This window comes from Streptomyces sp. NPDC059092 (assembly GCF_042756365.1).
GTDB lineage: Bacteria > Actinomycetota > Actinomycetes > Streptomycetales > Streptomycetaceae > Streptomyces.
Genome location: NZ_JBHZEJ010000032.1, coordinates 38,336 through 63,590, shown reverse-complemented (window position 1 = coordinate 63,590; position 25,255 = coordinate 38,336). Strand labels below are relative to the sequence as shown.

General features: G+C 72.1%; 23 protein-coding genes and 1 riboswitch. Of the genes, 6 read left to right on the top strand and 17 right to left on the bottom strand.

Annotation, left to right across the window (positions count from 1 at the left end; translation table 11 throughout):
* Positions 1 to 87: 87 nt before the first annotated feature.
* Positions 88 to 867 (top strand): alpha/beta hydrolase, encoded by a 780-nt coding sequence (locus tag ACFXPL_RS20010; RefSeq protein WP_384920886.1) that lies wholly within the window; start codon positions 88 to 90, stop codon positions 865 to 867.
* On the top strand, positions 860 to 1,708 hold the full coding sequence (locus ACFXPL_RS20005; protein ID WP_384920883.1) for a hypothetical protein: 849 nt from the start codon (positions 860 to 862) through the stop codon (positions 1,706 to 1,708). Before ACFXPL_RS20010 ends, ACFXPL_RS20005 begins: the two co-directional genes overlap by 8 nt.
* Positions 1,709 to 1,804: 96 nt before the next feature.
* Here the strand turns inward: ACFXPL_RS20005 and ACFXPL_RS20000 are convergent, their stop codons facing one another.
* From ACFXPL_RS20000 to ACFXPL_RS19975, 6 genes are all read right to left on the bottom strand, one after another.
* Positions 1,805 to 2,569, bottom strand: a complete 765-nt coding sequence (locus tag ACFXPL_RS20000) for an endonuclease/exonuclease/phosphatase family protein (RefSeq protein WP_384920880.1) — start codon at positions 2,567 to 2,569, stop codon at positions 1,805 to 1,807.
* Positions 2,570 to 2,723: 154 nt separating this feature from the next.
* Entirely contained in the window at positions 2,724 to 3,665 is a 942-nt protein-coding gene (locus ACFXPL_RS19995) for an ROK family glucokinase (RefSeq protein ID WP_384920877.1), read from the bottom strand.
* Positions 3,666 to 3,731: 66 nt separating this feature from the next.
* Entirely contained in the window at positions 3,732 to 4,253 is a 522-nt protein-coding gene (locus ACFXPL_RS19990) for a DUF5304 domain-containing protein (RefSeq protein WP_384920874.1), read from the bottom strand.
* A gap of 89 nt (positions 4,254 to 4,342) precedes the next feature.
* Entirely contained in the window at positions 4,343 to 5,545 is a 1,203-nt protein-coding gene (locus ACFXPL_RS19985) for an ArsA family ATPase (protein WP_384920871.1), read from the bottom strand.
* Between the two features lie 6 nt (positions 5,546 to 5,551).
* Positions 5,552 to 5,998 (bottom strand): SRPBCC family protein, encoded by a 447-nt coding sequence (locus tag ACFXPL_RS19980; RefSeq protein WP_384920868.1) that lies wholly within the window; start codon positions 5,996 to 5,998, stop codon positions 5,552 to 5,554.
* Between the two features lie 73 nt (positions 5,999 to 6,071).
* A complete protein-coding gene (locus ACFXPL_RS19975; protein WP_384920944.1) occupies positions 6,072 to 6,839 on the bottom strand; it encodes a metallophosphoesterase in 768 nt (255 codons plus the stop codon).
* A 318-nt stretch (positions 6,840 to 7,157) separates the two neighbouring features.
* Between ACFXPL_RS19975 and ACFXPL_RS19970 the strand changes: the two genes are divergently transcribed.
* Positions 7,158 to 8,969, top strand: a complete 1,812-nt coding sequence (locus ACFXPL_RS19970; RefSeq protein WP_384920864.1) for an AMP-dependent synthetase/ligase — start codon at positions 7,158 to 7,160, stop codon at positions 8,967 to 8,969.
* A 46-nt stretch (positions 8,970 to 9,015) separates the two neighbouring features.
* Here ACFXPL_RS19970 and ACFXPL_RS19965 read toward each other — a convergent pair whose 3' ends face one another.
* Positions 9,016 to 10,170 (bottom strand): glycosyltransferase family 4 protein, encoded by a 1,155-nt coding sequence (locus ACFXPL_RS19965; protein ID WP_384920861.1) that lies wholly within the window; start codon positions 10,168 to 10,170, stop codon positions 9,016 to 9,018.
* A gap of 145 nt (positions 10,171 to 10,315) precedes the next feature.
* Here ACFXPL_RS19965 and ACFXPL_RS19960 point away from each other — a divergent pair, with 145 nt between their 5' ends.
* Positions 10,316 to 11,563 carry a glycosyltransferase 87 family protein gene (locus ACFXPL_RS19960; protein ID WP_384920858.1) on the top strand — a complete coding sequence of 416 codons (1,248 nt, stop codon included), beginning with the start codon at positions 10,316 to 10,318 and terminating at the stop codon, positions 11,561 to 11,563.
* Here the strand turns inward: ACFXPL_RS19960 and ACFXPL_RS19955 are convergent.
* From ACFXPL_RS19955 to ACFXPL_RS19935, 5 genes are all read right to left on the bottom strand, one after another.
* Complete coding sequence (locus ACFXPL_RS19955; RefSeq protein ID WP_384920855.1) at positions 11,520 to 12,779, bottom strand: hypothetical protein; 1,260 nt, start codon at positions 12,777 to 12,779, stop codon at positions 11,520 to 11,522. The genes ACFXPL_RS19960 and ACFXPL_RS19955 overlap by 44 nt on opposite strands.
* 32 nt (positions 12,780 to 12,811) lie before the next feature.
* Complete coding sequence (locus ACFXPL_RS19950) at positions 12,812 to 13,864, bottom strand: NlpC/P60 family protein (RefSeq protein WP_384920852.1); 1,053 nt, start codon at positions 13,862 to 13,864, stop codon at positions 12,812 to 12,814.
* A 275-nt stretch (positions 13,865 to 14,139) separates the two neighbouring features.
* Complete coding sequence (locus tag ACFXPL_RS19945; protein ID WP_384920849.1) at positions 14,140 to 15,192, bottom strand: NlpC/P60 family protein; 1,053 nt, start codon at positions 15,190 to 15,192, stop codon at positions 14,140 to 14,142.
* A 450-nt stretch (positions 15,193 to 15,642) separates the two neighbouring features.
* Positions 15,643 to 17,007: an NYN domain-containing protein gene (locus ACFXPL_RS19940; protein WP_384920846.1), complete on the bottom strand. Its 1,365-nt coding sequence runs from the start codon at positions 17,005 to 17,007 to the stop codon at positions 15,643 to 15,645.
* A gap of 37 nt (positions 17,008 to 17,044) precedes the next feature.
* Positions 17,045 to 17,296, bottom strand: a complete 252-nt coding sequence (locus ACFXPL_RS19935; RefSeq protein WP_384920843.1) for a hypothetical protein — start codon at positions 17,294 to 17,296, stop codon at positions 17,045 to 17,047.
* A 187-nt stretch (positions 17,297 to 17,483) separates the two neighbouring features.
* Here ACFXPL_RS19935 and ACFXPL_RS19930 point away from each other — a divergent pair, with 187 nt between their 5' ends.
* Positions 17,484 to 18,158: a rhomboid family intramembrane serine protease gene (locus ACFXPL_RS19930; protein WP_384920941.1), complete on the top strand. Its 675-nt coding sequence runs from the start codon at positions 17,484 to 17,486 to the stop codon at positions 18,156 to 18,158.
* Entirely contained in the window at positions 18,155 to 18,436 is a 282-nt protein-coding gene (locus ACFXPL_RS19925) for an Lrp/AsnC family transcriptional regulator (protein WP_384920840.1), read from the top strand. The genes ACFXPL_RS19930 and ACFXPL_RS19925 overlap by 4 nt, the downstream gene beginning before the upstream one ends.
* A gap of 92 nt (positions 18,437 to 18,528) precedes the next feature.
* On the opposite strand, the gene ACFXPL_RS19920 is transcribed toward ACFXPL_RS19925, so the two are convergent.
* From ACFXPL_RS19920 to ACFXPL_RS19900, 5 genes are all read right to left on the bottom strand, one after another.
* Entirely contained in the window at positions 18,529 to 19,929 is a 1,401-nt protein-coding gene (locus ACFXPL_RS19920; protein WP_384920837.1) for an aminotransferase class V-fold PLP-dependent enzyme, read from the bottom strand.
* Between the two features lie 228 nt (positions 19,930 to 20,157).
* Positions 20,158 to 20,275: riboswitch (SAM riboswitch) on the bottom strand.
* A 132-nt stretch (positions 20,276 to 20,407) separates the two neighbouring features.
* The gene (gene trpD / locus ACFXPL_RS19915) at positions 20,408 to 21,472 is read right to left on the bottom strand and encodes an anthranilate phosphoribosyltransferase (protein ID WP_384920834.1); all 1,065 of its coding nucleotides are present in this window, start codon (positions 21,470 to 21,472) and stop codon (positions 20,408 to 20,410) included.
* Positions 21,473 to 21,728: 256 nt separating this feature from the next.
* Complete coding sequence (locus ACFXPL_RS19910; protein WP_384920831.1) at positions 21,729 to 23,372, bottom strand: cytochrome bc complex cytochrome b subunit; 1,644 nt, start codon at positions 23,370 to 23,372, stop codon at positions 21,729 to 21,731.
* Complete coding sequence (locus tag ACFXPL_RS19905) at positions 23,369 to 24,424, bottom strand: Rieske 2Fe-2S domain-containing protein (protein WP_384920828.1); 1,056 nt, start codon at positions 24,422 to 24,424, stop codon at positions 23,369 to 23,371. The genes ACFXPL_RS19910 and ACFXPL_RS19905 overlap by 4 nt, the downstream gene beginning before the upstream one ends.
* On the bottom strand, positions 24,421 to 25,230 hold the full coding sequence (locus ACFXPL_RS19900) for a c-type cytochrome (RefSeq protein WP_384920825.1): 810 nt from the start codon (positions 25,228 to 25,230) through the stop codon (positions 24,421 to 24,423). The genes ACFXPL_RS19905 and ACFXPL_RS19900 overlap by 4 nt, the downstream gene beginning before the upstream one ends.
* Positions 25,231 to 25,255: the final 25 nt, after the last annotated feature.

The window sequence follows — 25,255 nt, the reverse complement described above, 5'->3', positions numbered from 1 at the left end:
GTCGGTGTCGGTCCGGTCGCGTACGGTGAAGTACACCTTCACGTACCCCTTCCCGAGTTTCCGAGCCTCACGAACAGGAGACCTTTGGTGCCGGTCCTTCCTGGAGCCGAGCCGTACCGCCATGAGGGCGGCGAGGTCGGCGTCCTCCTCTGTCACGGATTCACCGGTTCCCCCCAGTCGCTGCGTCCCTGGGCCGAATATCTGGCCGCGCGGGGGCTGACCGTGTCCCTGCCGCTGCTGCCGGGGCACGGCACGCGCTGGGAGGACATGCGGCTCACGGGGTGGCAGGACTGGTACGCGGAGGTGGACCGGGCTCTGCGGGAGCTGTTGGAGCGGTGCGAGCGGGTCTTCGTGCTGGGGCTGTCGATGGGCGGGGCGCTGGCGCTGCGGCTGGCGGCGAAGCACGGGCGGGCGGTCAGCGGGGTCGTCGTGGTCAATCCGGGGATCAAGGTGCACGGGGCGGCGGCGTACGCGCTGCCGGCCGTCCGCCATCTCGTGGCGACGACCAAGGGGGTGGCGAGCGACATCGCCAAGGAGGGCAGCGCCGAGATCGGTTACGACCGGGTGCCGCTGCACTGCGCGCACTCGCTGCGGAACTTCTTCCGGCTGGTGGACGGGGAGCTGCCCCGGGTCAACCAGCCGCTGTTGCTGCTGCACAGCGCGGTGGACCATGTGGTGCCCCCGGCCGACTCGGCCAGGATCCTCGGCCGGGTCTCCTCGGCGGATGTTCGCGAGGTCCTGCTGGAACAGAGCTACCACGTCGCGACGTTGGACTATGACGCGGAGCGGATTTTCGAGGAGAGTCACGCGTTCATCGGCCGGCTCGCTCCGACTGTCGGGAAGAAGGGGAGCACCACCGGTGGCTGAGCATGACGCGAACCGCGAACCGCAGCCGATCGACGAGGAGGCGGCCTGGGCGGCGATCGTCGCCGGGTACGGCGAGGAGCCGGCGGATCCGCCGGGCGCCAAGCCGTTCAAGTCCGTCGAGGACCTCGCGCTGCTGGAGGGCGATCGGAACGGTACGAGATCCGGGCCGGACGGCCAGGACGCACTCGACCTCAACAGATCCGGCAGATCCGAGGGACCCGCCGGAACCGACGGACGTGACGGAGCTGACGGGCCGGACGGAACTGACGGCCTCGACGGTCCCGACGCCGGGAAGAAGGCGTCGGAGCCTCCGGGCCCGCTGAAGCCCCCGATGCCACCGGCCTCGGCAGCGGACGCGACCGGGGCCGCGACCGAGGCCGGGGCGAACGACGAGGGCACGAACGAAGACGGATCGAACGGAGCGAACGCGGCGAAGGACGGGGCCGAGGACCCGGAGTCCGGGAAGTCCGCGCTGGGCTCCTCGATCACCTTCGCGCCCGGTGTCGGCGGGCCGGGCATCGCCCTCCCCGGGGCCGGCGGTCCGCGCGACTACCGGCTCGCGGAGCCGGGGGACAACGACACCGACGACGAGGAAGGCCACTTCGTCCCGCCGGAGCCGCCCCCGCTGCCCGAGTCGGACGTGACGTCCAGGTTCGCCTGGCTCGCGGTGATCGGCGGCCCGGTGCTGATGCTGGTCGCTGTCCTGCTGAGCTGGGACATGACGTGGTGGCTGACCACGCTCTGCGTCGGCGGCTTCCTGGGCGGCTTCGCGACGCTGGTGGCGCGGATGGACCCGGACGACGACGAGAGCGACGACCCGGGCCGCGGCGCGGTCGTATGACCGCCCCGTAGCCGTGGCCGTGGCCGTTCCAGTAGCCGCCCCGTGCCGGACGGGGCTCCCCGGGTCCGATGAGGGAACGGACTTGAGGGAGCGGGCTCACGGCGCCGGTACGCGCAGGGCGGCGAGCACCGGAAGGTGGTCGGTGGCCGCCCGGAGGTCGGCCTCGGTGACGCCGGGCAGCCCGTGCGGCACCCCGCAGCCGAGGACGTCGACGCCCTCCGTGGCGAGGACCGCGTCGATGCGCTGGTGCGGACGGTCCGGGGTGGAGGTGTACTCGCCGCCCCACGGGCTGACCGCCCAGCCGTCCTGGAGCTTCCCGGCCAGCAGCCGGAAACCGCGGCCGGTGGGCCGGTCGTTGAGGTCGCCCGCCACCACCGCGTGCGGTACGTCCATCGCGGCCAGCCGGTCGAGCACCAGGCCGGCCTGCGCGTACCGCTCCGCGGCCTGGAGGCTGAGGTGGCAGCTCAGCACCGCGAGGCGGGCACGCCCGATCCGCACCACCGCCGTGGCGAAGCCGCGCCGGTGCAGACCGGGGGTGTGCGGCAGCAGGACGTCCTCGGCGCGTTCGACCATGACGCGCGGCGAGCACAGGAGCAGCGGCCCGGTCGCGGGCGCACCGCCGCCGAGCACCACGAGCCCGGTGTGCGCGGCCAGCCAGGCGGCCCGCCGGCGCCAGCGGAAGAAGCGGGGCGCCTCCTGCACGAAGACCAGATCGGGCGCGCAGGCGGTGATCACCCGCGCCAGCGCCGCGCGGTCGTCGCGCATCGAGCGGATGTTGTAGCTGAGCACCCGGATCACGGCCGAACCGTCCGGCTCGGTACGGGAGTCGGGGAGCGGGGGCAGGGGCGCGGGCGTCGCCATGGCCTAGACGATAGGCGAGGCGCGGTGTGGTGACGGGCCGGCGCGACCCGGCGTTTCACGGACGCACGCTCGTGTCCGTACGGCACCGTGCCCGCCGCCCCTCCCCGCGAGGGGGGCGGCGGGCACGTACGCCGATCGGCCGGGAGGGTGCGGATCAGCCCTGGCGGGCCAGGTCCGCGGCTCCCACCAGTCCGGCCTCGCCGCCCAGTTGGGCCGCGAGGACCTGCGCGTGCGGGCGCCACTCGCCGCCGATGAGCCAGCGCCGGAACGACTTGCGGATCGGGTCGAGGACGAGTTCGCCCTCGTCCGAGACGCCGCCGCCGACGATGAACGCGGACGGGTCGAACAGCGAGGCCAGGTCGGCCAGGCCCGCGCCCGCCCACCGGGCCAGCTCGCGGAAGGAGTCGACGGCCACCGGGTCGCCGGCCCGGGCGGCGGCGCTGATGTGCCGGCCCTCGATGCCCTCGATGGTGCCGTCGCCGAGACCGAGCAGGGTCTGCGCGTTCTCCGGCGTCGCGTTGGCGCGCTGCCTGGCATAGCGGACGAGGGCGCGCCCCGACGCGTACTGCTCCCAGCAGCCCTGGCTGCCACAGCCGCACAGCAGACCGTCAGGGACGACCCTGATGTGCCCGAACTCGGCGGCCACACCGAAGCGTCCGCGGCGCAGCTTGTTGCCGATGATGATGCCGCCACCGAGACCGGTGCCGAGCGTGATGCAGATGACGTCCTCGTGGCCCTGTCCCGCGCCGAAGCGGTACTCGCCCCAGGCGGCGGCGTTGGCGTCGTTCTCCACGACGACCGGGAGCCCGACCCGCTGCTCGACCTTGTCCTTGAGCGGTTCGTGGCGCCAGTTGATGTTCGGCGCGAAGAGGACGGTGGCGCGCTTGTCGTCGACGTAACCGGCGGCACCGATGCCGACGGCCTCGATCTGCTGCCCCTCGCCGGCGGCGGAGACCGCCGCGCAGATCGCGTCGACGATGCCTTCGGCGGTCTGCGGAGTGGGCACCTTGTGCGTCTCCAGGATGGTGCCCTCTTCGTCGACCACGCCCGCCGCGATCTTCGTGCCGCCGATGTCGACGCCGATGGTGAGTCCCATGTGTCCCTCAGTTTTCGGTCGAGCCCCGCTACGGGCAACGGTACCCGAGGGTGGGTGCCCGACCGGTCAGTCCAGGTCGATGCGGCCGTCAGGACCGGGCTTCTCGTCGCGGGGGTCGGTGGGGTCGTCGGACTTCTTCGTGTCCGGCCGTACGGTGCCGGGTTCCCCGGCCGGGTTCCCGGACGGTTCCTCGGAGGACTTCTCGGACGACGGGGCGGAGGAGCCCTGGGTCCAGCGGGCCTCCTGGCCCTCCACGGCGGAGCGGTACGCGGCGAGCAGTTCGCCGCCCGCCGCCGCGAGGTGGTCGAAGACCCCGGGGTTGCGCTCGATGACCGGTTCGACGGCCTGCTTGGCCTGCTGGACGAACTGCTGGACGGCGCCCTGCGCGGCCATGCCCAGCAGTGGGCTCTGGAACGCGGAGACCTTGTCGGCGACGGCGTCGAAGAGCTTGCGCAGCTCGTCGGCGGCGGAGCCGGGCGGGGGCCCGTAGGCGGCCCGGCGGCGGGCCTTCTCCTCTTCCAGGTCTTCCGCGCAAGCCGTGGCCCAGGCGTCCGAGTCGGCGGCGGGGCGCTCGGTGGCGTCGCTCATGGCGTACTCCTGCGTCAGGGGCAGAGCCTCCCGCCATGGGCAGCGGAAGGGTTCGTACCTTCGACGGTACCCGAACGGAGGTACGTCGTTCAGTGTCCGCGCGGCCACAGAGCGGGGTCGGGGGTGAATCTGACCCTCAGCACTCCGTCGGTGAGGGCGGCGCCGGTGACGGTGCAGCGGCGCAGCGCGGAGGGCAGCGGAACGATTCTCCGGAACGGGCCGACGGTCAGCAGGAGTTCGTCGTCCCTGCGGACGAGGTTCAGCTCGCTCTTGACGGCGCCGGGCAGCGGTACGCACCAGACGAGCAGATTCTCCTCCGCGAGCCGGTCCTCGACCGGCCAGGGAGTCCCGGCCGTCACCTCGGGGGCGGCCAGGGAAATGTCGGTCCCGGGCTCTCCGAAGGCGGTGCCCGTGGTGTCCAGCAGGGCGAGATCGTCGAGGCCCTGCGGATCGCGGCCGAGATGGCCGACCGGCCGCCGGGCCGCCGGCCACTCGGCGAGGTACTTGTGCTGCTGGGCGACGAGCGTCGCGAGCCAGGGGTCGGCGGTGTCGTGCGGCAGCAGGCGGTTGGGGACAGGGGTGTCGGCGCGCAGCCCGTACAGGGCGAGCGCGGTGCGCGCCGTGCGCAGCGCCCGCGCCGCGGCGGGTCCGGGCTCCGCGACGAGCCGTACGGTGGTCGCCGGGTCCTCGATCAGCCGCTGTACGGCGGCCAGTTCGGTATCCCAGCGGGCGGCGGTCTCGTACAGCGCCTGGGCGGGCATGGGTATCCCGGCGAGCTGGGCCATCATCGGGCGCAGCGCGCGGGCGGCCTGGCGTTCCTGGGGCAGCAGCCGGCGCAGGTAGCGGCGGAGCTGTTCGGGCAGGGCGAGCAGGGCGAGGGCGTCGCGCAGCGGCGGGAGGTCGACGACGAGGGTGTCCCAGTCGCCGGCGGCGGCCCTGCGCAGGGCCTGGAGCAGGGCGGACTGTTCGCTGCCGGGCAGCGGGGTGAGTTCCTCACCGGCGAGTCTGCGGGCGCCGAGCAGGTCGAGTCCGGCGGCGACCCGTTCCTGGAGGGCGAGGGTTTCCGTACGGAAGTGTTCGCCGGGGTCGACGCGGGCGGCCCACAGTCCGTCGGTCCCCACGGCGGCCGGGTCCGGGCCGACGGTGCCCGGGTCCAGGCCGAGGACGTCGTCGAGGGGGTCGGCGGAGAGCAGCAGGACGCGTCCGCCGCGGCGGACGGTGGCCAGCGCGGTGGCGGCGGCGATGGTGGTGCGGCCCGCGCCGCCGGGACCGGTGACGAGGACCGTACGCATCAGGGGTCAGGCCCCCGAGCCGGATTCGACGCGCTTCTTCAGGCCGTCGAGGGCGCGGTCGATGATGACCTTCTCCGCCTTGCGCTTGATCATGCCGAGCATCGGGATCTTGACGTCGACGGTCAGCCGGTAGGTGACCTCGGTGTGACCGCCGGCGACGGGCCTGAGCAGGTACGAGCCGTCGAGGGCGCGCAGCATCTGCGACTTGACGAGGGTCCAGCTCACCTCGTTGTCGCCGGTCCAGGTGTAGGCGAGGGTGTGGTCGTCCTTGATGGCGCCGGCGTCCAGCACCAGCCTGACCTGCTCGGCGCGGCCCCGGTCGTCGGTGGTGAGCACCTCGGCCTGCTTCACCTCGCCGGTCCAGTCCGGGTAGCGGGCGAAGTCGGCGATCACGCCCATGACGTCGGCCGGTGCCGCCTCGATCGTGATGCTCGAACTGGTGTGTTCCGCCATCGCCGTGTCCTCCGGTGCCGGTGCTGTTCCGGCTTCTGGGTCTGTGGTGTGCAGGCTATCGCGAGTGCGACGGTCACCATTCCATGGTCCACGGCCGCCCGGCCGAGGCGAAGTGCCCGACGTTCACGCACTCCGTGGCCCCCACACGCATCCGCTGTGCGAACGGCTGGTGGACATGGCCGAAGAGCGCGTACCGGGGCCGGGTCCTGCGGATGGCGTCCAGCAGGGCGCGGCTGCCGCGTTCGAAGCGGCGGGCGACGGTGTCGTACGTCAGCTCGGGCACCTCGGGCGGGATGTGCGAGCAGAGCACGTCGACCTCGCCGAGCGCCTCGACCTTGGCGGCGTACTCCTCGTCGGAGATCTCGTACGGCGTGCGCATGGGGGTGCGCAGCCCGCCGCCGACGAAGCCGAAGACCCGGCCGCCCAGTTCGACCCGGTCGCCGTCGAGCACGGTGATGCCCGGCCGTACGTACTCGGGCCAGAGGGACGGGATATCGACATTGCCGTAGGTGGCGTACGTCGGATCGGGCAGAACGGCGAAGAGTTCGGCGTACTGGCGTCGTACGGCCTGCTGGATCGCGGTCTCCTGGTCGAGATCGAGCGAGGCCCACAGCGCGCGGCCGAACTCCCTGGCCTCGTCGAAGCGGCGGGCGGTGCGCAGCTCCACGAGCCGGTCGGCGTTCGCGACGCCGAAGAGGTCGGGGAAGATCCCGCGCGAGTGGTCGGCGTAGTCCAGGAAGAGCACGAGATCGCCGAGCACGACGAGCGCGTCGGCGCCGTCCCCCGCCCGCGCGAGGTCCCTCGCGTTTCCGTGTACGTCGCTCACCACGTTGACCCGCATCCCCATACCCGCCATGGCGATCACCCTAGGGCCTCGCGTCCGCCGTCCCCCACGGCGGTGGAGGGTTCCCCGCGTAGACGGTGCCGGACCTGCGGTTACTTTCGCGGTGCGAAAGGAGTGGACTACTGTGCGCGAAGTACGTCAAAGGCGATGTGACGCAAGGAACATCTGGCCGGAAAACCCTATCGGTGGCAAGTACCGATGGGTAACGTCCGGGCAGTCCGGTCGTGCTCGTTCCCGTCGAGCACCTGCCTGATCTTGGACCGCAGCCGGCACGCACAACGCCGTGGCGCCGGCGCCCGATGAGGAGCAGCAGTCTTGCGCGAGTTCGGCCTTCCGGCCCTGTACGAGGTCCCCTCGGACGGCAATCTGACGGATCTCATCCGCCGCAATGCCGCTCAGCACCCCGATGTCGCGGTCCTGGGCCGCAAGGTGGCCGGGGCGTGGACCGATGTCACCGCCACACAGTTCCTCGCGGAGGTGCGGACCGTCGCGAAGGGGCTGATCGCGGCGGGGATCCGGCCGGGCGACCGGGTCGCGCTGATGTCGCGCACCCGCTTCGAGTGGGTGCAGTTCGACTTCGCGATCTGGAGCGCGGGGGCGGTCACCGTCCCGGTGTACGAGACCAGTTCGGCCGAGCAGGTGCAGTGGATCCTCGGTGACTCGGGCGCGGTCGCGGCGATCGTGGAGAGCGACGAGCACGCCGCGACGGTCGAGTCCGTGCGGGGCGCGCTGCCCGCGCTGCGCGACGTCTGGCAGCTCGACGCGGGCGCGCCCGGCCAGGGCGCGGTGGCGAAGCTGACGGCCGCCGGCGCGGAGGTCCCCGAGGCGACGGTCGACGAGCGGGCCGCGACGGCGAAGGCCGACGACCCGGCGACGATCGTGTACACCTCGGGCACCACCGGACGCCCCAAGGGGTGTGTGCTGACGCACCGCAGCTTCTTCGCGGAGTGCGGCAACGCGGTGGAACGCCTCAAACCCCTCTTCCGTACCGGCGAATGCTCCGTCCTCCTCTTCCTCCCCGCCGCGCATGTCTTCGGGCGGCTGGTCGAGGTGGCGGCCGTGATGGCGCCGATCAAGCTCGGCTGCGTACCGGACATCAAGAACCTGACCGAGGAACTGGCCACCTTCCGGCCGACGCTGATCCTCGGGGTGCCGCGCGTCTTCGAGAAGGTCTACAACGGGGCGCGCGCCAAGGCGCGGGCGGACGGGAAGGGCCGGATCTTCGACAAGGCGGCGCACACGGCGATCGCGTACAGCCGGGCGCTCCCCACCCCGCAGGGCCCGTCCCTGGGGCTCAGGATCCGCCACGCGGTCTTCGACCGGCTCGTCTACCGCAAGCTGCGCGCGGTACTCGGCGGGCGCGGCGAGTACGCGATCTCCGGCGGCGCCCCGCTGGGCGAGCGGCTGGGCCACTTCTACCGGGGCATCGGCTTCACGGTGCTGGAGGGGTACGGCCTGACGGAGTCCTGCGGGGCCAGCTCGTTCAACCCGTGGGACCGGCAGAAGATCGGCACGGTCGGCCAGCCCCTGCCGGGCTCGGTCGTCCGGATCGCCGACGACGGCGAGGTGCTGCTGCACGGCGAGCACCTGTTCACCGGGTACTGGAACAACGAGGCGGCGACGGCGGAGGCGCTGGCCGACGGCTGGTTCCACACCGGCGACATCGGCACGCTCGACGAGGACGGTTACCTCTCGATCACGGGCCGGAAGAAGGAGATCCTGGTCACGGCGGGCGGCAAGAACGTCGCGCCCGCGGTGATCGAGGACCGCATCAGGGCGCACGCCCTGGTGGCCGAGTGCATGGTCGTCGGCGACGGCCGCCCGTTCGTGGGCGCGCTGGTCACCCTGGACGAGGAGTTCCTCGCGCGCTGGGCGAAGGACCACGGCAAACCGGCCGACGCGACCGCGGCGACGCTGCGGCTCGACCCGGAGCTGCTGGCGGAGGTGCAGCGGGCGGTGGACGAGGGCAACGCGGCGGTGTCTAAGGCGGAGTCGGTACGGAAGTTCCGTGTCCTGACGGCGCAGTTCACGGAGGGCGCGGGGCACATCACCCCGTCGATGAAGCTGAAGCGGAACGTGGTGGCGAAGGACTTCGCGGACGAGATCGAGGCGATCTACCAGGGCTGACGGGCGGCCCGCACCACGCGCCCGGGGCCGCCCCGGGCGCGTGCCGTCAGAGCAGCAGGCGCAGCCGTTCCGCCAGGAGGTCCCAGCGCCAGCGTTCCTCCACCCAGGCGCGGCCGCGGTCGCCCATTCTGCGGCGCAGGTCCGGGTCCTGGAGCAGGGTGATGACGCGGTCGGCCGATTCCCGGGCGGCCAGTTCCGGTGGGCCGCCGTGGACCACCCAGCCCGTTTCGCCGTCCAGCACCGCGTCGGGCGCGCCGCCCGAGTCGCCCGCGACCACCGGGAGGCCGGTCGCCGAGGCCTCCAGGTAGACGATGCCCAGGCCCTCCACGTCGAGGCCGCCGCGGCGGGTGCGGCAGGGCATCGCGAAGACGTCGCCCGCGCCGAAGTGGGCGGGCAGCTCCGCCCAGGGGACGGCGCCGGTGAAGCGTACGGAGGCGGCGACGCCCGTGGTGTCGGCCAGCTTCCGCAGGTCGGCCTCGTACGGGCCGCCGCCCACGATCAGCAGGACCGCGTCCGGCACCCGGGCCAGGATCGCCGGCATCGCGCGGATCAGGGTGTCCTGGCCCTTGCGCGGCACCAGCCGGGAGACGCAGACGACGACGGGCCGGTCCGTGAGGCCGAGCGCGGCGCGTACGATCGCGCCGCCCGAGTCAGGGTGGAAGGTCTTCTCGTCGACGCCCGGCGGCAGCTGCCGCATGCGCGCGGCGGCCTCGGGCGTGAGCGCGGGCGCGATCCGCGACCGGGTGTAGTCGCCCAGATAGGTGATCGTGTCCGTGGACTCGCCGATGCGCCGCAGCAGTTGGCGGGAGGCGGGCAGTTGCGCCCAGCCCGCCTCGTGGCCGTGTGTGGTGGCGACCAGGCGCCGCGCGCCCGCCCTGCGCAGCGCGGGCGCCATCAGGCCGAGCGGGGCCGCCGCGCCGAACCAGACCGACTCGCAGCCGTGCTCGCGCAGCAGCCCGACCGCCTTGCGGGTGACGCGCGGGGTCGGCAGCAGCATCGTCGTACGGTCGCGTACGACGGTGAAGGGCTGCTCCGCGTCGAACGCGTCGGTGGCCTCGACGCCCTCGCGCCCCCGCTTCCAGGTGGACGCGTAGACGACGAGCCGTTCGGGGTCCAGGCGCAGCGCCATGTTGTGCAGGAACGCCTGGATGCCGCCCGGCCTGGGCGGAAAGTCATTGGTGACGATCAATGTCTTGTGCATCGCCGCCGACAGTACCGGGCCGCGACGCGGCCCCGCCTCATGGCTCCCGCACAGCCCGGACCGGCATCATGGCGTCCGCGGATTCTCGCAATCCGGACGAACCGGATGGGTGGTCGGCTCCCATCGAAGAGCGGGAAGGTCGGTCATGACGGGCACGCACGGCACCCGGGCCGCGATCATGGTGTGGACCCTCACCAGGGCGGCTCTGCTGCTCTGTGTGTTCAAGGTCGTCACGCTGCCGGGGCCCGACGTCACCAGCGACGTCTCGGTGATCTACCAGGGCTGGTACGAGGTGCTGAGGTCCGGCACGTATCCGCTGTCGGACGTGACCTGGCAGTATCCGCCCGCGGCGGCGCTGGCGGTCCTTTTCCCCGCCGTCCTGCCGTTCCTCGGCTACGCCTCGGCCTTCTTCGTGCTGGCCTTCCTCTGCGACGCGGCCGTCCTCGGGCTGCTGCTGCGCGCGGCCCGGGGCGCGGGCCGGTCGGCGCGGGGCGCGTGGGTGTGGGTGGCGGGCGTCCCGCTGCTGGGGCCGACCGCGTACGCCCGGTACGACGTGATGGTGACGGCGGTGGCGGTGGCCGCGCTGCTCGCCGGGGTGCGGCGGCCGAGGCTCCTGGGGGCGCTCGCGGCGTTCGGCGCGCTGCTGAAGGTGTGGCCGGCGCTGCTGCTGGTGGGGACCCCGCCGGGGCGGGTCACCCGCCGGGCGTGGACGAGCGCGGCGGTGACCGCGGCGCTGCTGACCGCGCTCGCCTGCGCCGCGCTCCCCGGCGCGCTGGCGTTCCTCACCTTCCAGCGCGACCGGGGCACGGAGGTCGAGTCGCTGGGCGCGCTGGTGTTCCAGGTGTGGCGGCACTTCGGCTGGGAGGGGGGCGTGCAGCTCAGCTACGGCTCGGTGGAGTTCGTCGGACCGTACGTCCGGCTGGTCAGCTCCGTGGCGCTGGCGCTGTCGGTGCTCGCCTTCGGCTGGCTGCTGGTGTGGCGGCTGCGGGCCCGTACGTATCCGGCCCGTACGGTGTGCGACGCGGCGTTCGTCGCGGTGCTGCTGTTCACCACCACGAGCCGGGTGATCAGCCCGCAGTACCTGCTCTGGCTGGTCGGGCTCGCCGCGGTCTGCTCCACGGCGCGGGCGAGCCGGATGACCGCGCCCGCGGTGCTGGTGGTGGCGGCGACGGGGGTGACGCTGCTCGAATTCCCGCTCGGGTTCGCCCATGTCGTGTCCGGGGACCCGCTCGGGGTGCTGCTGCTGTTCGTACGCAACGGTCTGCTGGTCGCCGCCACGCTGCTGGCCTGTGGGCGGCTGTGGCGGGAGACGGTCTCCGGGCCCCGGCGCGCCGCCGCCGCGGCGCACGTCAGCCCAGACGCCGCCGCACCCGATCGCGCCACAGCTCCGTGAGCCGTTCCGGCGTGGTGGACAGGACGTCGTGCGCGGCCTTCTCGACGGCGCCCGCGCGGCCCGGATGGGCGCCCACCGCGCGGTAGAAGGCGGTCAGTTTCTCCTCGCCCCACTCGGCGGCGATCAGCTCGCAGGCCAGCCAGCCGCCCTCGTACGCGCGGGCCAGCCGGTCCGCGTCGCCGCCGAACGCGAAGTCCGCGTCGGAGGGCAGCGCGGCGGGCGCCTCGCCGCGGCGTACGGCGCGCTGGAGTTCGGGGGCGATCCGCCCGGCGGTCAGGTCGCTCCGCCGGTACGCGGCCCAGTCGGCGAAGCCCTCGGAGAGCCAGGACGGGGTGGCGGCGGAGGTGGCCGTCCTGGTCGCCACGTGGGTGGTCTCGTGGGTCAGCACGATCCGCCGGCCGTGGACGCCGAGTTCCCCGTACGCCTCCGGGTTGACGACGACCCGGTCGGCCGGCGAGGCGCCGGAGCCGCCGGTCTCGCCCGTGGTGACCGCGGCGATGCCCCGGTAACCGGCGGCGGGCGCCCCCAGGAGCCCTCCCATGGCCGTCAGGTCGCCGGGCACCAGCAGCACCACCCGGCGCGCCCAGCGGCCCGGCCAGGCGGCGTCGACGGCCGGTACGGCGAGGTCGGCGGTGGCCGCGATCTCCCGCAGCCGCGCCCGGTCCTGCCCGACGCCCAGGACGAGGCAGCGGGCGCCCCGCACGGCCCGTACCGCGCCCTGCTCCCAGAGCTGGGCTCCACCGCCCGCACCTGGCCGGTCGGCGGACACGTACCAGCGGCCCGCGCGCTCGGTCAGCTCCAGCGCGCGGGGCGCGGAGAGAGGCGCGCTGTCGTGGCCGGTGAGCCGGTGGCGCAACTCGGCGCGTACGGTCGCCCGCGCGCCGGAGCGCCGTACCTCGGTGAGGTGGTACGTCCACGAGCCGAGGGGCACTTCGGCGAGGTTCCCGAACTCGGCGCGCGCGGTGGCGCGCAGGGCGTGCGCGGCGGGGTCGACGGCGGCCAGGTACGCGGCCTCGTCCCGGTCCAGGACGGCGGCGGCCCGGCGGTCGAGGGCCCGGCGGATCCCGTCCGTGGCCGTCGCTGCGGGGGTCGGGGCGCGCGCCGGGGCCGTACAGCCGGGTGCCAGGAGCAGCCCGGCCAGCAGCGGCAGAACGGCGCGCCGCCGCACCCCGCCGCCACTGGTACCGGCGCTGTCGTCACACTCCTGACCTGCCACGCCGCCGATCGTACGGGCCCTGCGCCCGCGCCTCAGACGCGTGTGACGGAGGAGACCGGCAGCATGCCGACCGGGTCGTAGCGCACGGAGGCGCCGGGGTACGGGGCGTGGATCACCTGGCCGTTGCCCACATACATCCCGATGTGGCTGGCGTCGTCGCGGTACGCCACCAGATCGCCGGGGCGCGCCTGGGAGAGCGGCACCCGCCCTCCCGCGTACCGCTGCGCCTGGGAGGTGCGCGGCAGGCCGACGCCTGCCTGCGCGTACGCCCACTGGGTGAGCCCGGAACAGTCGAAGCCCGAGGGCCCGTTGGCGCCCCACACATAGGGGCGCCCGACCGCGCGCTGGGCGGCCAGGACGGCCGCGGAGGCCCGCCCGGTGGCGGGCACCCCGGGTCCGGAGAGCGCGCCGGGCAGCTCGCCCCGGTCGGAGCGGGAGGCCCGGTCGTAGGAGACACGGTCGGCCTCGGTCAGGGTGTTGAGCAGGCGGCGCGCCTCGGCGAGCCTGCCCTCGACGGTGCGCTTGTGGCGGGCGACGGCGGCGCGGCTGCGCTCCAGCTCGGCGAGGTCGCGGGCGGCCTCGCTCCTTACCTGCCCGAGGCCGCGCTGGGCCAGGCCGAGTTCCTTCAGGGCGCCGGACTGGCGGGCGCCGACCCGGTCGAGGACGGCGGCCTTCTCCAGGTAGCTGTCCGGGTCGGAGGAGAGCAGCAGCGCGAGGGTGGGGTCGACGCCGCCCGCGCGGTACTGGGCGCCGGCGAGCGAACCGAGCGCGCCGCGCATCGCGTTGACGCGCTCCTGGCCGCGCGCCGCGCTGTCCTGCGCCGTGTCCAGCAGTGTCCGCAGCTCCGTGACGCGTTCGCCCGCCTTGTTGTACCGCTCGGTGGCCTTCTCGGCCTGCTCGAAGAGCCGGTCGACCTGGGCCCGGGTCGCGTCGGGCGTCGCCTGCGGGTCGGCGCCCGCCGGGGCGGCGCCGAGCGCGACGGCCGTCGTGGCCGCCGCGAGGGACACGGCGGCGACGGCACTGCCACGGGTGCCGGAACGCAGAGCAGCATGGCCGGACTGTGAGGGACGGCGATGGGACACCACGAGAAGCCGAACTCCCTTCCGCTGTACGCGCAGGCGCAGCCCTGCCGCCCGGTGGGCGGACCGCTGGCCGGTGCTGCGCGGAGCAGACAGTAGCCGGACGATCACGGGGCGGCCAACGACCGCCCCGCGCACACAAAGTGGCGCCCCGCCATAGACCTCAAGGTCATTGGCGGGGCGCGGGTGTCAGCGTGTGCGGCGGGAATTCCCTCGAATGGGCGGGTGTCGAGACGGAGATGACGGTCAGGACGTCAGGCCGGCCGTCGCCCGCCCGGCGGTCAGGCGATGCGCACACCGAACTGGAAGGGCATGTTCCCGATGGCCTCGTAGCGGACGCTGGCGCCCGGCTTGGGCGCGTGCAGCACCTGGCCGTTGCCCGCGTAGAAGCCGACGTGGTGCAGGTCGCCGTAGAAGATGACCAGGTCACCCTTCTGGAGCTGGCCCTGCGAGAGCCGCGAACCGGCGTTGGCCTGGGACTCGGAGGTCCGGGGGATGGAGACACCGGCCTGCGCGTACGCCCAGGAGGTGAGCCCGGAGCAGTCGAAGGAGCTGGGGCCCGAGGCGCCGTAGACGTACGGCGTGCCGATCTTGCCCTGCGCGGCGGCGAACGCGGCGGCGGCGCGGGACGAGGAGGCCGGGGTGTCCCCGAGGTCGGCGCGGGAGGACGTCGAGCCGCCGCCGCTGCCGGTGCTCCGGCTGGCGCGCTCCTCCTCGGCCTTGGCGAGGTCGGCCCGCTCCTTCTCGGTGAGCGAGTTGAGGAGCTTCTGCGCGGCGGTGAGCTTGCCCTGGACTTCCTTCTTCTTCTCGGTCAGCACCTTGCGGGTGTCCGCGAGGTCCTTGACCTTGCCCTGGGCTTCCTGGCGCTGCTGCGCGAGGGTCCGCTGCTTGTCCTGGATCCGCTTGAGCGACTCGGCCTGCTTGCCGCTGACCTGGTCGAGCGTGGACGCCTTCTCCAGGTAGCTGTCCGGGTCGGAGGAGAGGAAGAGCTGGAGCGCGGGGTCGATACCACCGGTGCGGTACTGGCTGCTGGCCATCAGGCCGAGGCCGTCGCGCATCTCGTTGAGCTCGTCCTGGCCGCGGGCGACCTTGTCCTGGAGGGCGCCGACCTGCTTCTCCAGCTTGTCCTGCGCCTCTTCGGCACCGTTGGCCTTCTCGGTGGCCTTCTCCGCGTCCTCGTAGAGCTTGTCGACCTTCTCCTTGACGTCGGCCTTGCTCGGCGTCGGGGCGGCGTTGGCGGCCTGGGAGGACAGCGCGACGGCAGCGGCGGCGGTCGCCGTGAGCACGGTCACCCTGGTGCGACTCGGGGGCTTGGGACGACGGTGGGACGCCACGGAGGCGAGCTCCTTCTTCCTCAGCCGCCTGCCGGTCCTTGGGGACGTCAGTCCCGGCTCCACGCGCACGGCTCCCCCGCGAACTGGGCCGAACTGCGTGAAAACGGCGGTTCCTTCGCCGTCACCCCGGATGGGTGATCAACCGCGCGAAGGTTCGAGGCCTGACCCTAGTGACCTTCTTGTGATCAGTTCAAATCCTTACAAGGAAAATCTCTGTCACGAAGCACATTATTTACAGACGCCGACGGACAGCCGATCGGCAATACACATGCAGTAGCGGACATTTGACGCCACGCCCATACAAGCAGTGGTCAATTCGGTCATTGCCACTGTTATTTGACCAGATGATGGCCAGACCTGAACGAAAGGCCCGAGACGCGCACGAAAGGCTCGGGACCCGCACAGAAGTCCCTGGACACGGGAAAGACCCCGAAACGCGAGGGGAAGACCCTAGACGCGCGAAAGCCGCTTCAGCAGCAGCGCGGACGCGACCGGTCTCGCGCCGGCCTTCGCGACGCCGTCCGCGACCTCGCGGTCGGTGGAGGCCACCACCACGGGACGCCCCGGCGGCTCCGCCCTGACGAGCTGACGGATCAACTCGTCCGCGGTCACCCCGGGCTTGGAGAAGAGCACCCGCACCCCGCGCGGCGGCGCGAGCAGCACCGGCGCGACCAGTTCCGCGCCGTCGAAGACACAGGTCATCTCGGCGCCGGTCTGCGCGGCGAGCATCGCGAGCCCGCCCAGCAGCCGCAGCCGCTGCTTCTCCAGCGGCATCGTCGGATAGCCGGTCTTGGTCACGTTGTAACCGTCGACGATCAGATGTGCCTGCGGAAGCGCCAGAAGCTGATCGAGCAGGGCCGGATCCATGTCGGACAGCGCACGCGCCGCCACATCCTTGGGCGACATCCGGCCGGGCTCCACCGCGTCGACCGTGTCGGCCGGCCGGCTCGCGGCGGGCGGCAGCGCCAGCTCACGCCGCAGCCCCTGGGCCGACTCCAGCACCGTGTCCAGCAGCAGCCGCAGCCGCATGTCCTCGACCGAGCGGCCCTCGCGAGCGGCCCTGCGGCTCGACTCGACCGTCGACTCCGCCTCCGCGAGCCGCGCCCTGATCCGGCGGGTCTCGCTCTCCGCCGCCGACACCTGGGCCGCGCTCTCCGCCCGGAGCGCCTCGGACTCCGTGCGCGTACGGCGCAGGGCGGCCTCTCCGCGCTTCACATCGCTCTGGGCGCTGCGCAGCTTGCGGTGGAGCGCCTCGGACTCCCTGCGCGCGGCGTCCAGCTCCGTACGCAGCCGCTCCGTCTCGCTCTTCGTCATCGACCGGGCGACGGCCAGCTCCTCGCGCAGCCGCTCCAGCTCACGCCGGGTCTCCTCGTCGGCACGCTCGGCGTCGGCACGCTGCGCCTCCTCACCGGCGGCGGCGACCAGCTTCACCCATCCGGGGGGCCTGAGCACGTAGGCGGCGGCGGCCACATCGACGGGGTCGGCGGCCGCGGGCGGGGATCCTGACTCCAGGGCGGCGGCCAGCTCCGGCTGGGCCTGGCCGATCCGCTCTCCGATCCGCTGCCGGAAGACCGGGTCGCTCTCCAGCGCGGCGGCCATCGCGTTGCCCGCGAATTTCGCACGCCTGTTCGGGGCGAAGCGCGCGTACTGCCGGAGCTGGGTGGGCAGCTCCGTAACGGTCAGCCCGCCGAAGGCGTCCGAGACGAGCGCGACGACCCTGCGCCGTACCCCGTCGGGGAGCGGTCGGTCGAGCGTCTCCGCGGCGTCACCGCCGGCCGCACCGGCCGGCTCAGCGCCACTCGCGGGCTGCTCCACGATCCGTCACCCCATCCAACCCTTACGGGCGGCTCCCTCAGGAACCGGCACCCGGCCTGTCCACCAGCTCGATCTGATCCACAGCGTTGCACCAACGGCACCGCACCGACTCGATGGTCTCACTGACCACCTCACGCTCCTCGGCCTTCGGCTCCCCGGCGAGGTCCAGATGGACGTACTCGACGACCTTCGACGAACGCGTCACATCGAACCGGGTCAGATTGCCGCACAAGGTGCAGCGCCAGCGGGTGGAGGCCGTGGGCTGCGGAACCGTCGGAGTTGCTGCCATCGTGCCGTCCTCTTTTCGTCGTCCCTATGCGGTGCCCCACGGTGCGGCGTCGAACCGCGGATGGCACCCGGCAACCCTACGGCCTCACGGCTCCCCCGCGATGCGGCGAGGCACTCTGCGCCATTAGGCACCGGTACGCCATGCTCTGTCCGTGAGCAAAAGGCGTACGGCGTACGGAGCGCCCCTGGTGACCTACGGGCTGATCGGCCTCTGCTGTCTGGTCTTCCTCCTCGGTCCGCTCTCGGGATTCACTCCCGCGTACGGAAAGGGCGACGCGCTGCTGGCCGCGCAGAGCGCCTATTTCGAACGGTGGGGCGTCATCCCGAGCGAGCTGACACGCGGCGATCCGCGCGCCCTGCTCACCCCGTTCACCGCCCTCTTCGTGCACGGAAGCTGGCTCCACCTGCTGGGGAACATGCTCTTCCTGCACGTCTTCGGCGCGATGACCGAGGAGCGGATGGGCCGCGCGACGTTCCTGCTCTTCTACCTCGCCACCGGCGCCCTCGCACTCCTCGTGTACGCGCTCGCGAACGCCTCCTCCTCCCAGACCCTGGTCGGGGCGTCGGGCGCGATCTCCGGGGTGCTCGGCGCGTTCCTGCACCTCTTTCCCCGGGCGCGGGTCACCAGCCTCTTCCCGTTCCTCTTCTTCCTGCCGCTACGTTTTCCCGCCTGGATCGTGCTGCTCTTCTGGTTCGCGCTCCAGTGGCTCGCCGCGCACGGCGCCGGAGCCGGCCCCGGCATCGCCTATCTGGCACACCTCGTGGGCTTCGGCGCGGGCTTCCTCCACGCCTGGGGACGGTACCGGCGTACCGCTAGAGTGAAGGCCCAGCCGGCGGCCACCGAGGGAGAACGCCAACCGTGATCACCGCGATCGTGCTCATCAAGACCAGCGTGGACAGGATCCCCGAGATCGCGGAGTCGGTCGCGGCGCTCGACAGCGTCAGCGAGGTCTTCTCGGTGACCGGTACGTACGATCTGATCGCCATGGTCCGGGTCGCCAAGCACGACGATCTGGCGGAGGTGATCCCCGGCCGGATCAGCAAGATCGCCGGTGTCGAGGGCACCGACACGCACGTCGCGTTCCGTACGTACTCCCAGCACGACCTGGAGGCGGCCTTCGCGATCGGACTCGACGCGTAGGACTCCTGGGACTCGACGCGCAGGCCCCGCCTCCGGCGGCTTCGTGACCTCGCGCGCCGGGGCCGGGGTACGCCGACCGGCGACCGTACCGGCTACGCGGCGGCGCCGTCCCGGTCCGGGACGCAGCGGCCGTCCTCCGTACGGTAGTTCCACCGCGCGCCGTCGCTCACCAGTTCCCGCACCGCCCGCACGAAGCGCTCCACGTGCTCGTCCGGCGTCCCCGCGCCGAAACTGACCCGGATCGCGTTGAGTGAGCGCTCACCCGGCTCGGCCTCCGGGGCACCGCACTCCCCCGGGTCCTGCGGCTCGCTGCCCAGCAGGGTCCTGACCAGCGGGTGGGCGCAGAACAGACCGTCCCGTACGCCGATGCCGTACTCGGCGGAGAGCGCGGCGGCGAAGTGCGAGCTGTTCCACCCCTCGACCACGAACGACAGGACGCCGACCCGCGCCGCGTCGTCGCCGAAGAGCGAGAGCACCTCGACCTCGGGCACCGCCGCGAGACCGGCGCGCACCTCGGCGACCAGCCGCTGTTCCCGGGCGGCCAGCGCGTCGAACCCGGCCTCGGTGAGCGCCTTGCACGCGGCGGCGATCGCGTAGACACCGATGACGTTGGGCGAGCCGGCCTCGTGCCGGGCGGCCGTGGTGTGCCAGTCGACGTCCACCCCGCCGTCGGCGCGGCGCGCCACCTTGCGGCTGGCACCGCCGCCCGCGAGGTACGGCTCCGCGGCCTGGAGCCAGTCGGCGCGGCCCGCGAGCACCCCGGAGCCGAACGGCGCGTACAGCTTGTGGCCGGAGAAGGCGATCCAGTCGACGTCGAGGTCCGCGATGTCCACGGCGTGGTGCGGTACGAGCTGCGCGGCGTCGAGGACGATCCGGGCGCCGTGGGCGTGCGCGGCGGCGGCCAGCTCCCGTACGGGCCACAGCTCACCGGTCACGTTGGACGCGCCCGTCACGCAGACCAGCGCCGGGCCCTGGGGATCGCGCGAGGCGAGCGCGCGCTCCAGGGTGGCGACCGCCTGGTCCGTGGTGCGCGGGGCGTTGAGGTAGGTGACGCGGGCGTCGCGCCAGGGCAGCAGGGAGGCGTGGTGCTCGGTCTCGAAGACGAAGACCTGGCAGTCGGCGGGCAGCGCGGCGGCCAGCAGGTTGAGCGAGTCGGTGGTGGAGCGGGTGAAGACGACCTGGTCGCCGGCGCGGCAGCCGAGGAACTCCGCGACCGTGCGGCGGCTGTTCTCGAAGAGGTCCGTGGAGAGCTGCGAGAGGTAGCCGGCGCCGCGGTGGACGCTGCCGTAGTACGGGGCGTACGCGGCGACGTCGTCCCACACCCGCTGGAGGGCCGGGGCGCTGGCCGCGTAGTCGAGCGCCGCGTACGTCACCTCGCCGCCGGTGACGAGCGGGACGGTCACGTCCGCGCCGAGCACCGGGAGGGGCGCTCCACAGGCGGGGTCGTCGGCGACAGCGGTGATGGTGGCGGAGGCGTTCGGGCGTGCGGACATGGCATTGTCTCCCGGCGAGAAAGGTCGGAACGGCTTCAAGACCCGCACGGCTCCACGACGGCATGGCGAAGCGGCGCCGGATACGGGGATGCCTCGACGCACGGGAACGGGCCGTGCGGAGGTGTGTTGAAGAAGGGCGTGAGAGTCCGGAAGGACTCAGCAGCCCTAACGCATTCGCTTGCTCACGAGACTGCTCCCTTGAGGACCAGGACCCCAAAGGTGGCAAGGGGTCCGCGCTTGCCGCAGACCTCGCTGCCTACGGCCTGGTCTTCACCCGGGGCACCCCGCCACGGACGGAGGGTTGCCGGACAGCGAGCCGGGGCCTTAATCGCTGTCACTCATGACCTTGGCCGAAAGTATGGCACAGGGGCGTGGACCGCCCAAGTCGCTGTCCGGGATGCGGGACAGGCGCGCGGAGCCGCCGCACACGGGAAGGGGCCGGGACGCGTGTTCCGCGTCCCGGCCCCTCTCCGTTCGGTCAGGCGTTGCTGGCCGCCACCCAGCGGGCCAGCGCGTCCCGCGCCGCCCCCGAGTCGATCGCCTCCGCGGCCCGCGCGATCCCCGCCACGATCTGCGTCTCCAGCGCGTCCGCCGTCGGGTCCAGCGCCACCAGCGCCGCCGCCGCGTTGAGCAGCACGGCCTCCCGTACGGGGCCGGCCTCACCCGCCAGCAGCCGGCGCGCGACATCGGCGTTGTACGAGGCGTCCGCGCCGCGCAGCGCCTCCACCGGGACCAGCTCCAGGCCGACGTCCCGCGGGTCGAAGGGCTGCTCGGTCACCCCGCCCTCCCGTACGGTCCAGACCCGCGAGGTCGCGGTGGTGGTCAGCTCGTCGAGCCCGTCGTCGCCGCGGAAGACCAGCGCCGAGTTGCCGCGGTCGGCGAGCACCCCGGCGACGATGGGCGCCATCCGCGCGTCCGCCACGCCCACGGCCTGGGACCTGACCCTGGCCGGGTTGGTGAGCGGGCCGAGGATGTTGAAGGTGGTCTGCGCGCCCAGCTCCTTGCGGGCCCTGGCCGCGTACCGCAGCGCCGGGTGGAACTTGACCGCGAAGCAGAACGTGATGCCCGCCTCCTCCGCGACCTCCACGACCCGCTGCGGCGTCAGCTCCAGATTGACGCCGAGCTTCTCCAGTACGTCGGAGGCGCCGCTCGCGGAGGACGAGGCGCGGTTGCCGTGCTTGACGACCTTGGCGCCCGTGCCCGCCACGACGATCGCGGACATCGTGGAGATGTTGACGGTCTTGGCGAGGTCGCCGCCGGTGCCGACGATGTCGACCGTACGACCGGGCACCTCGATGGTGTTGGCGTGCGCGTACATCGCGCGGACCAGCCCCGAGACCTCGTCGACGGTCTCGCCCTTCGCCCGCAGCGCGACCGCGAAGCCGGCGATCTGCGCGTCGGAGGCCTCCCCGCTCATGATGCGGTCCATGGCCCACGCCGTGTCCTCGGTGCCCAGGTCCTCGCCGCGCAGCAGGGGGTTCAGTACGCCGGGCCAGGTGCGGGCCGCCACGGTGTCGCCTCCGACGGGGGTAACAGCGCTCATGCTCGCTCCTGGGTGTCTGGGACGGCTGCGTGGGCCTGCGTACGGCGTGACGGCGTACGGCCCGGCCGCAAGCCTATCGGCGTCCGCCGCGCCGGGAGGAGAGGTGCCCGTACTGCGGACGCGGGGAGCCTCACGCCGCGGTACGCCGGACGGGTACGCCGGCGGTGGGCCGGTGGTACGCCGAAGGCCCCGGCCGGCTCCCTGGGGAGACCGGGCCGGGGCCCTCGGTGGTGGCGACCTGTGTCAGGCCGGGCGATCAGTGGTGGCCGTGGCCGCTGGTGATCTCCTCGTACTCCTCCGCGGTGGGCTTGGGAAGCTGGTTGTTCTCGCCGTAGTAGCCCTTGCTGAGCTTGACCCGGAGCTTCTCGACGGGCGACACCTTTCGGCGTACCCCGTTCTCGTCGACCTCGGGGCCGAGCTCGGCGGGCGCGTACTGCTCGTGCGCGGTCAGCTTGTGCAGGTCGCCCTGGTTCAGCGGGGTGTGGACCTCGACGAACTCACCGTGCGGCAGCCGCTTGATGACGCCGGACTCGCGTCCGTGCAGCACCTTCTCGGCGTCGCGTCGCTGGAGACCGATGCAGATCCGCTTGGTGACGATGAAGGCGATGACCGGTCCGGCGAAGAAGGCGATCCGGACGAACCAGGTGATCGCGTTGATCGACAGGTGGAAGTGCGTCGCCCACAGGTCGTTCCCGCCACCGACCAGCAGCACGAAGTACCAGGTCAGCCAGGCCACACCGAACGCCGTACGGGTCGGTACGTTGCGCGGCCGGTCCAGGATGTGGTGCTCGCGCTTGTCACCGGTGACCCAGGACTCGACGAACGGGTAGACCGCGATCGCGACCAGCACCAGCGGGAAGATGATCAGCGGGATGAAGACACCCAGGGCGAGGGTGTGTCCCCACGCGTTGATCTCCCAGCCCGGCATCACACGGATGAGGCCTTCGGAGAAGCCCATGTACCAGTCGGGCTGGGCTCCGGTGGAGACCTGGTCGGGCCGGTACGGGCCGAGGGCCCAGATCGGGTTGATCGTGGCGATGGCCGAGACGATCGCGATGACACCGAAGACCAGGAAGAAGAAGCCTCCGGCCTTGGCCATGTAGACCGGCAGCAGCGGCATGCCGACGACGTTGGTGTTCGTCTTGCCGGGGCCCGCGAACTGCGTGTGCTTGTGGTAGAAGACCAGGATCAGGTGGGCCACGACCAGGCCCAGCATGATGCCGGGCAGCAGCAGGATGTGGACCGAGTAGAACCGGGCCACGAAGTCGCCGCCGGGGAACTCGCCGCCGAACAGGAACATCGACAGGTACGTTCCGACGATCGGCACCGACAGGACCGCGCCCTGCATGAACCGCACACCGGTACCGGAGAGCAGGTCGTCCGGGAGCGAGTAGCCGGTGAACCCGGTGAACATGCCCAGGACGAAGAGCAGGAAGCCGAACAGCCAGTTGACCTCGCGCGGCTTGCGGAAGGCGCCCGTGAAGAAGACGCGCATCATGTGCACCATCATGGCCGCGAGGAAGATCAGCGCCGCCCAGTGGTGGATCTGCCGGATGAGCAGACCGCCGCGGACGTCGAAGCTGATGTCCAGCGTGGAGGCGAACGCCTCCGACATCATCACGCCCTGGAGCGGGACGTAACCGCCGTGGTACTCCACCTCGTTCATCGACGGGTGGAAGAACAGCGTCAGATACACACCCGTGAGGATGATGATGATGAAGCTGTAGAGGCAGATCTCCCCGAGCATGAAGGACCAGTGGTCCGGGAAGATCTTCCGCATGTTGGCCTTGGCCAGGCTGTAGATGCCCAGCCGGCCGTCCGCCCAGTCCGCCACCCGCTCGCCCGGGGGCGCTTTGCGGGCCTTGTCGTCCGTCGTGGCAGTGGTCGTCGTGGTACTCATCCGCGCTCCCAGAAGGCAGGGCCGACGGGCTCGGCGAAGTCGCCGAGTGCCTCAAGGTTGCCCTCCGCGTTCACACCGATCCGCAACTGCGGCAGGGCGTGACCGGCGGGGCCGAAGATGACGCGCGCGCCGTCGGAGAGGTCGAAGGTGGACTGGTGGCACGGGCAGAGCACGTGGTGTGTCTGCTGCTCGTACAGGCTGATCGGGCAACCGACGTGGGTGCAGATCTTCGAGAACGCCACGATCCCCTGGTGGGACCAGTCCAGCTCCTGCTTGTCCTTGATCTCGTCCGGCTGAATCCGGACGATCATCAGGGCGGCCTTGGCGATCTCCTTCTGGAACTCCTCGCTGTGCTGGTCCAGGCCCTCGGGCATGGCGAACGTCAGCGAGCCCGTGACGACGTCCTCGGGACGCAGCGGCTCCATCGTGTTCATGTTGATGAGCTGCTTGCCCCTGGCCCACAGCGTCGAACGGAGCTTCTTCTCGGGCAGCGGACCGAGGTCGCGCAGCAGCACGACGCCGGAGAGCGGTACGAGCGCCAGCGCGCCGAACATCGTGTTGCGGATCAGCTTGCGCCGGCCGAAGCCCGACTCGGCCGCACCCGCGGCGAAGTCCTGAAGGACCTTCGCCTTGACCTCGGGCGGCGCCTCGATCGGGTGCCGGTCGTCGGCGACCTCCACGTCCGACATCAGCGTGCGGGCCCAGTGGACCGCGCCGGCGCCGATGGCGAACAGGGCGACACCGAGGGTCACACCCAGCGAGAAGTGCAGGATGCTGACGTGCCCGAACGGGAAGATGAAGGCGCTCTTGTCGACCGGGAAGGCGACGAAGGAGGCGATGAACGCCACCGTCGCCACCATCGACAGCAGGAACAGGCCCGCGACGGTGCGCTCGGACCGCTTGGCCGCCCGCTCGTCGATGTCCTGGATCCGCGGTTTGTGGGCCGGCAGCCCCGGATCCGCGAAGGGATCGCCGGCGCGCTCCACCTCGCCGTGCGTGGCGTCGTGCCCGCTCGGCAGGTTCTCGTCTACTGAATTCTCTTGGCTACTCATGACTTCTTGGCCTTAGCGGTGTGGGCCGCGACCCAGACGGCAACGGCGATCAATGCGCCCAGTCCGAAGATCCAGGCGAACAGGCCCTCACTGACGGGGCCGAGGCCGCCGAGGGAGAGGCCGCCGGGGCTGACGGTCTCATCCCCGTTCACCGCCTTGACGTACGCGATGATGTCCTTCTTCTGCTGCTCCGGCATCGTGGAGTCGGGGAAGGAAGGCATGTTCTGCGGGCCGGTCTGCATGGCCTCGTAGATGTGCTTCGGATCCACGCCCTCAAGGCTCGGTGCGGTCTTGCCGTGTGTCAGCGCACCACCCTCACCGGTGAAGTTGTGGCACTGGGTGCAGTTGGTACGGAACAGATCGCCGCCCTTGGCGATGTCGGCACCGTCAGGGCTGTACTGCTTCTCGGTCGGCGTGATCGGACCGGCGCCGAGGGACGCGACGTACGCGGCGAGCTGGTCGATCTGCTTCTGGTCGTAGATGACCTTCTTCTTCGGTACCTGCGCGCCGGGCTGCTGGGCCGGCATCCGGCCGGTGCCGACCTGGAAGTCCACGGCGGCGGAGCCGACGCCGACCAGGCTCGGACCGTCGGAGGAACCCTGACCGCCGGTCCCGTGGCAGCTTGCGCAGCCGACCGAGTAGAGCTTCTTGCCCTCCTCGATGGCCAGGGACTGGGCGGTATCGTCAGCCTGCGCCTCGCTCGCGGGCGCGAACGCGGCGTACAGCCCCCCGGTGACCGCCAGCGCGAAGAGTAGGACGACGACCGCCGCCAGCGGATGGCGTCGTCGTGCGGAGAGCTTTTTCACGGATTACCCCGGTGTCAGGATCTTC

Coding starts and splice junctions, on each gene's coding strand:
- ACFXPL_RS20000 (WP_384920880.1), bottom strand. CDS start 2,569: ATGGCGACGCCCGCGCCCCTGCCCCCGCTCCCCGACTCCCGTACCGAG.
- ACFXPL_RS19995 (WP_384920877.1), bottom strand. CDS start 3,665: ATGGGACTCACCATCGGCGTCGACATCGGCGGCACGAAGATCGCGGCG.
- ACFXPL_RS19990 (WP_384920874.1), bottom strand. CDS start 4,253: ATGAGCGACGCCACCGAGCGCCCCGCCGCCGACTCGGACGCCTGGGCC.
- ACFXPL_RS19985 (WP_384920871.1), bottom strand. CDS start 5,545: ATGCGTACGGTCCTCGTCACCGGTCCCGGCGGCGCGGGCCGCACCACC.
- ACFXPL_RS19980 (WP_384920868.1), bottom strand. CDS start 5,998: ATGGCGGAACACACCAGTTCGAGCATCACGATCGAGGCGGCACCGGCC.
- ACFXPL_RS19975 (WP_384920944.1), bottom strand. CDS start 6,839: ATGCGGGTCAACGTGGTGAGCGACGTACACGGAAACGCGAGGGACCTC.
- ACFXPL_RS19965 (WP_384920861.1), bottom strand. CDS start 10,170: ATGCACAAGACATTGATCGTCACCAATGACTTTCCGCCCAGGCCGGGC.
- ACFXPL_RS19960 (WP_384920858.1), top strand. CDS start 10,316: ATGACGGGCACGCACGGCACCCGGGCCGCGATCATGGTGTGGACCCTC.
- ACFXPL_RS19935 (WP_384920843.1), bottom strand. CDS start 17,296: ATGGCAGCAACTCCGACGGTTCCGCAGCCCACGGCCTCCACCCGCTGG.
- ACFXPL_RS19920 (WP_384920837.1), bottom strand. CDS start 19,929: ATGTCCGCACGCCCGAACGCCTCCGCCACCATCACCGCTGTCGCCGAC.
- trpD (WP_384920834.1), bottom strand. CDS start 21,472: ATGAGCGCTGTTACCCCCGTCGGAGGCGACACCGTGGCGGCCCGCACC.
- ACFXPL_RS19910 (WP_384920831.1), bottom strand. CDS start 23,372: ATGAGTACCACGACGACCACTGCCACGACGGACGACAAGGCCCGCAAA.
- ACFXPL_RS19905 (WP_384920828.1), bottom strand. CDS start 24,424: ATGAGTAGCCAAGAGAATTCAGTAGACGAGAACCTGCCGAGCGGGCAC.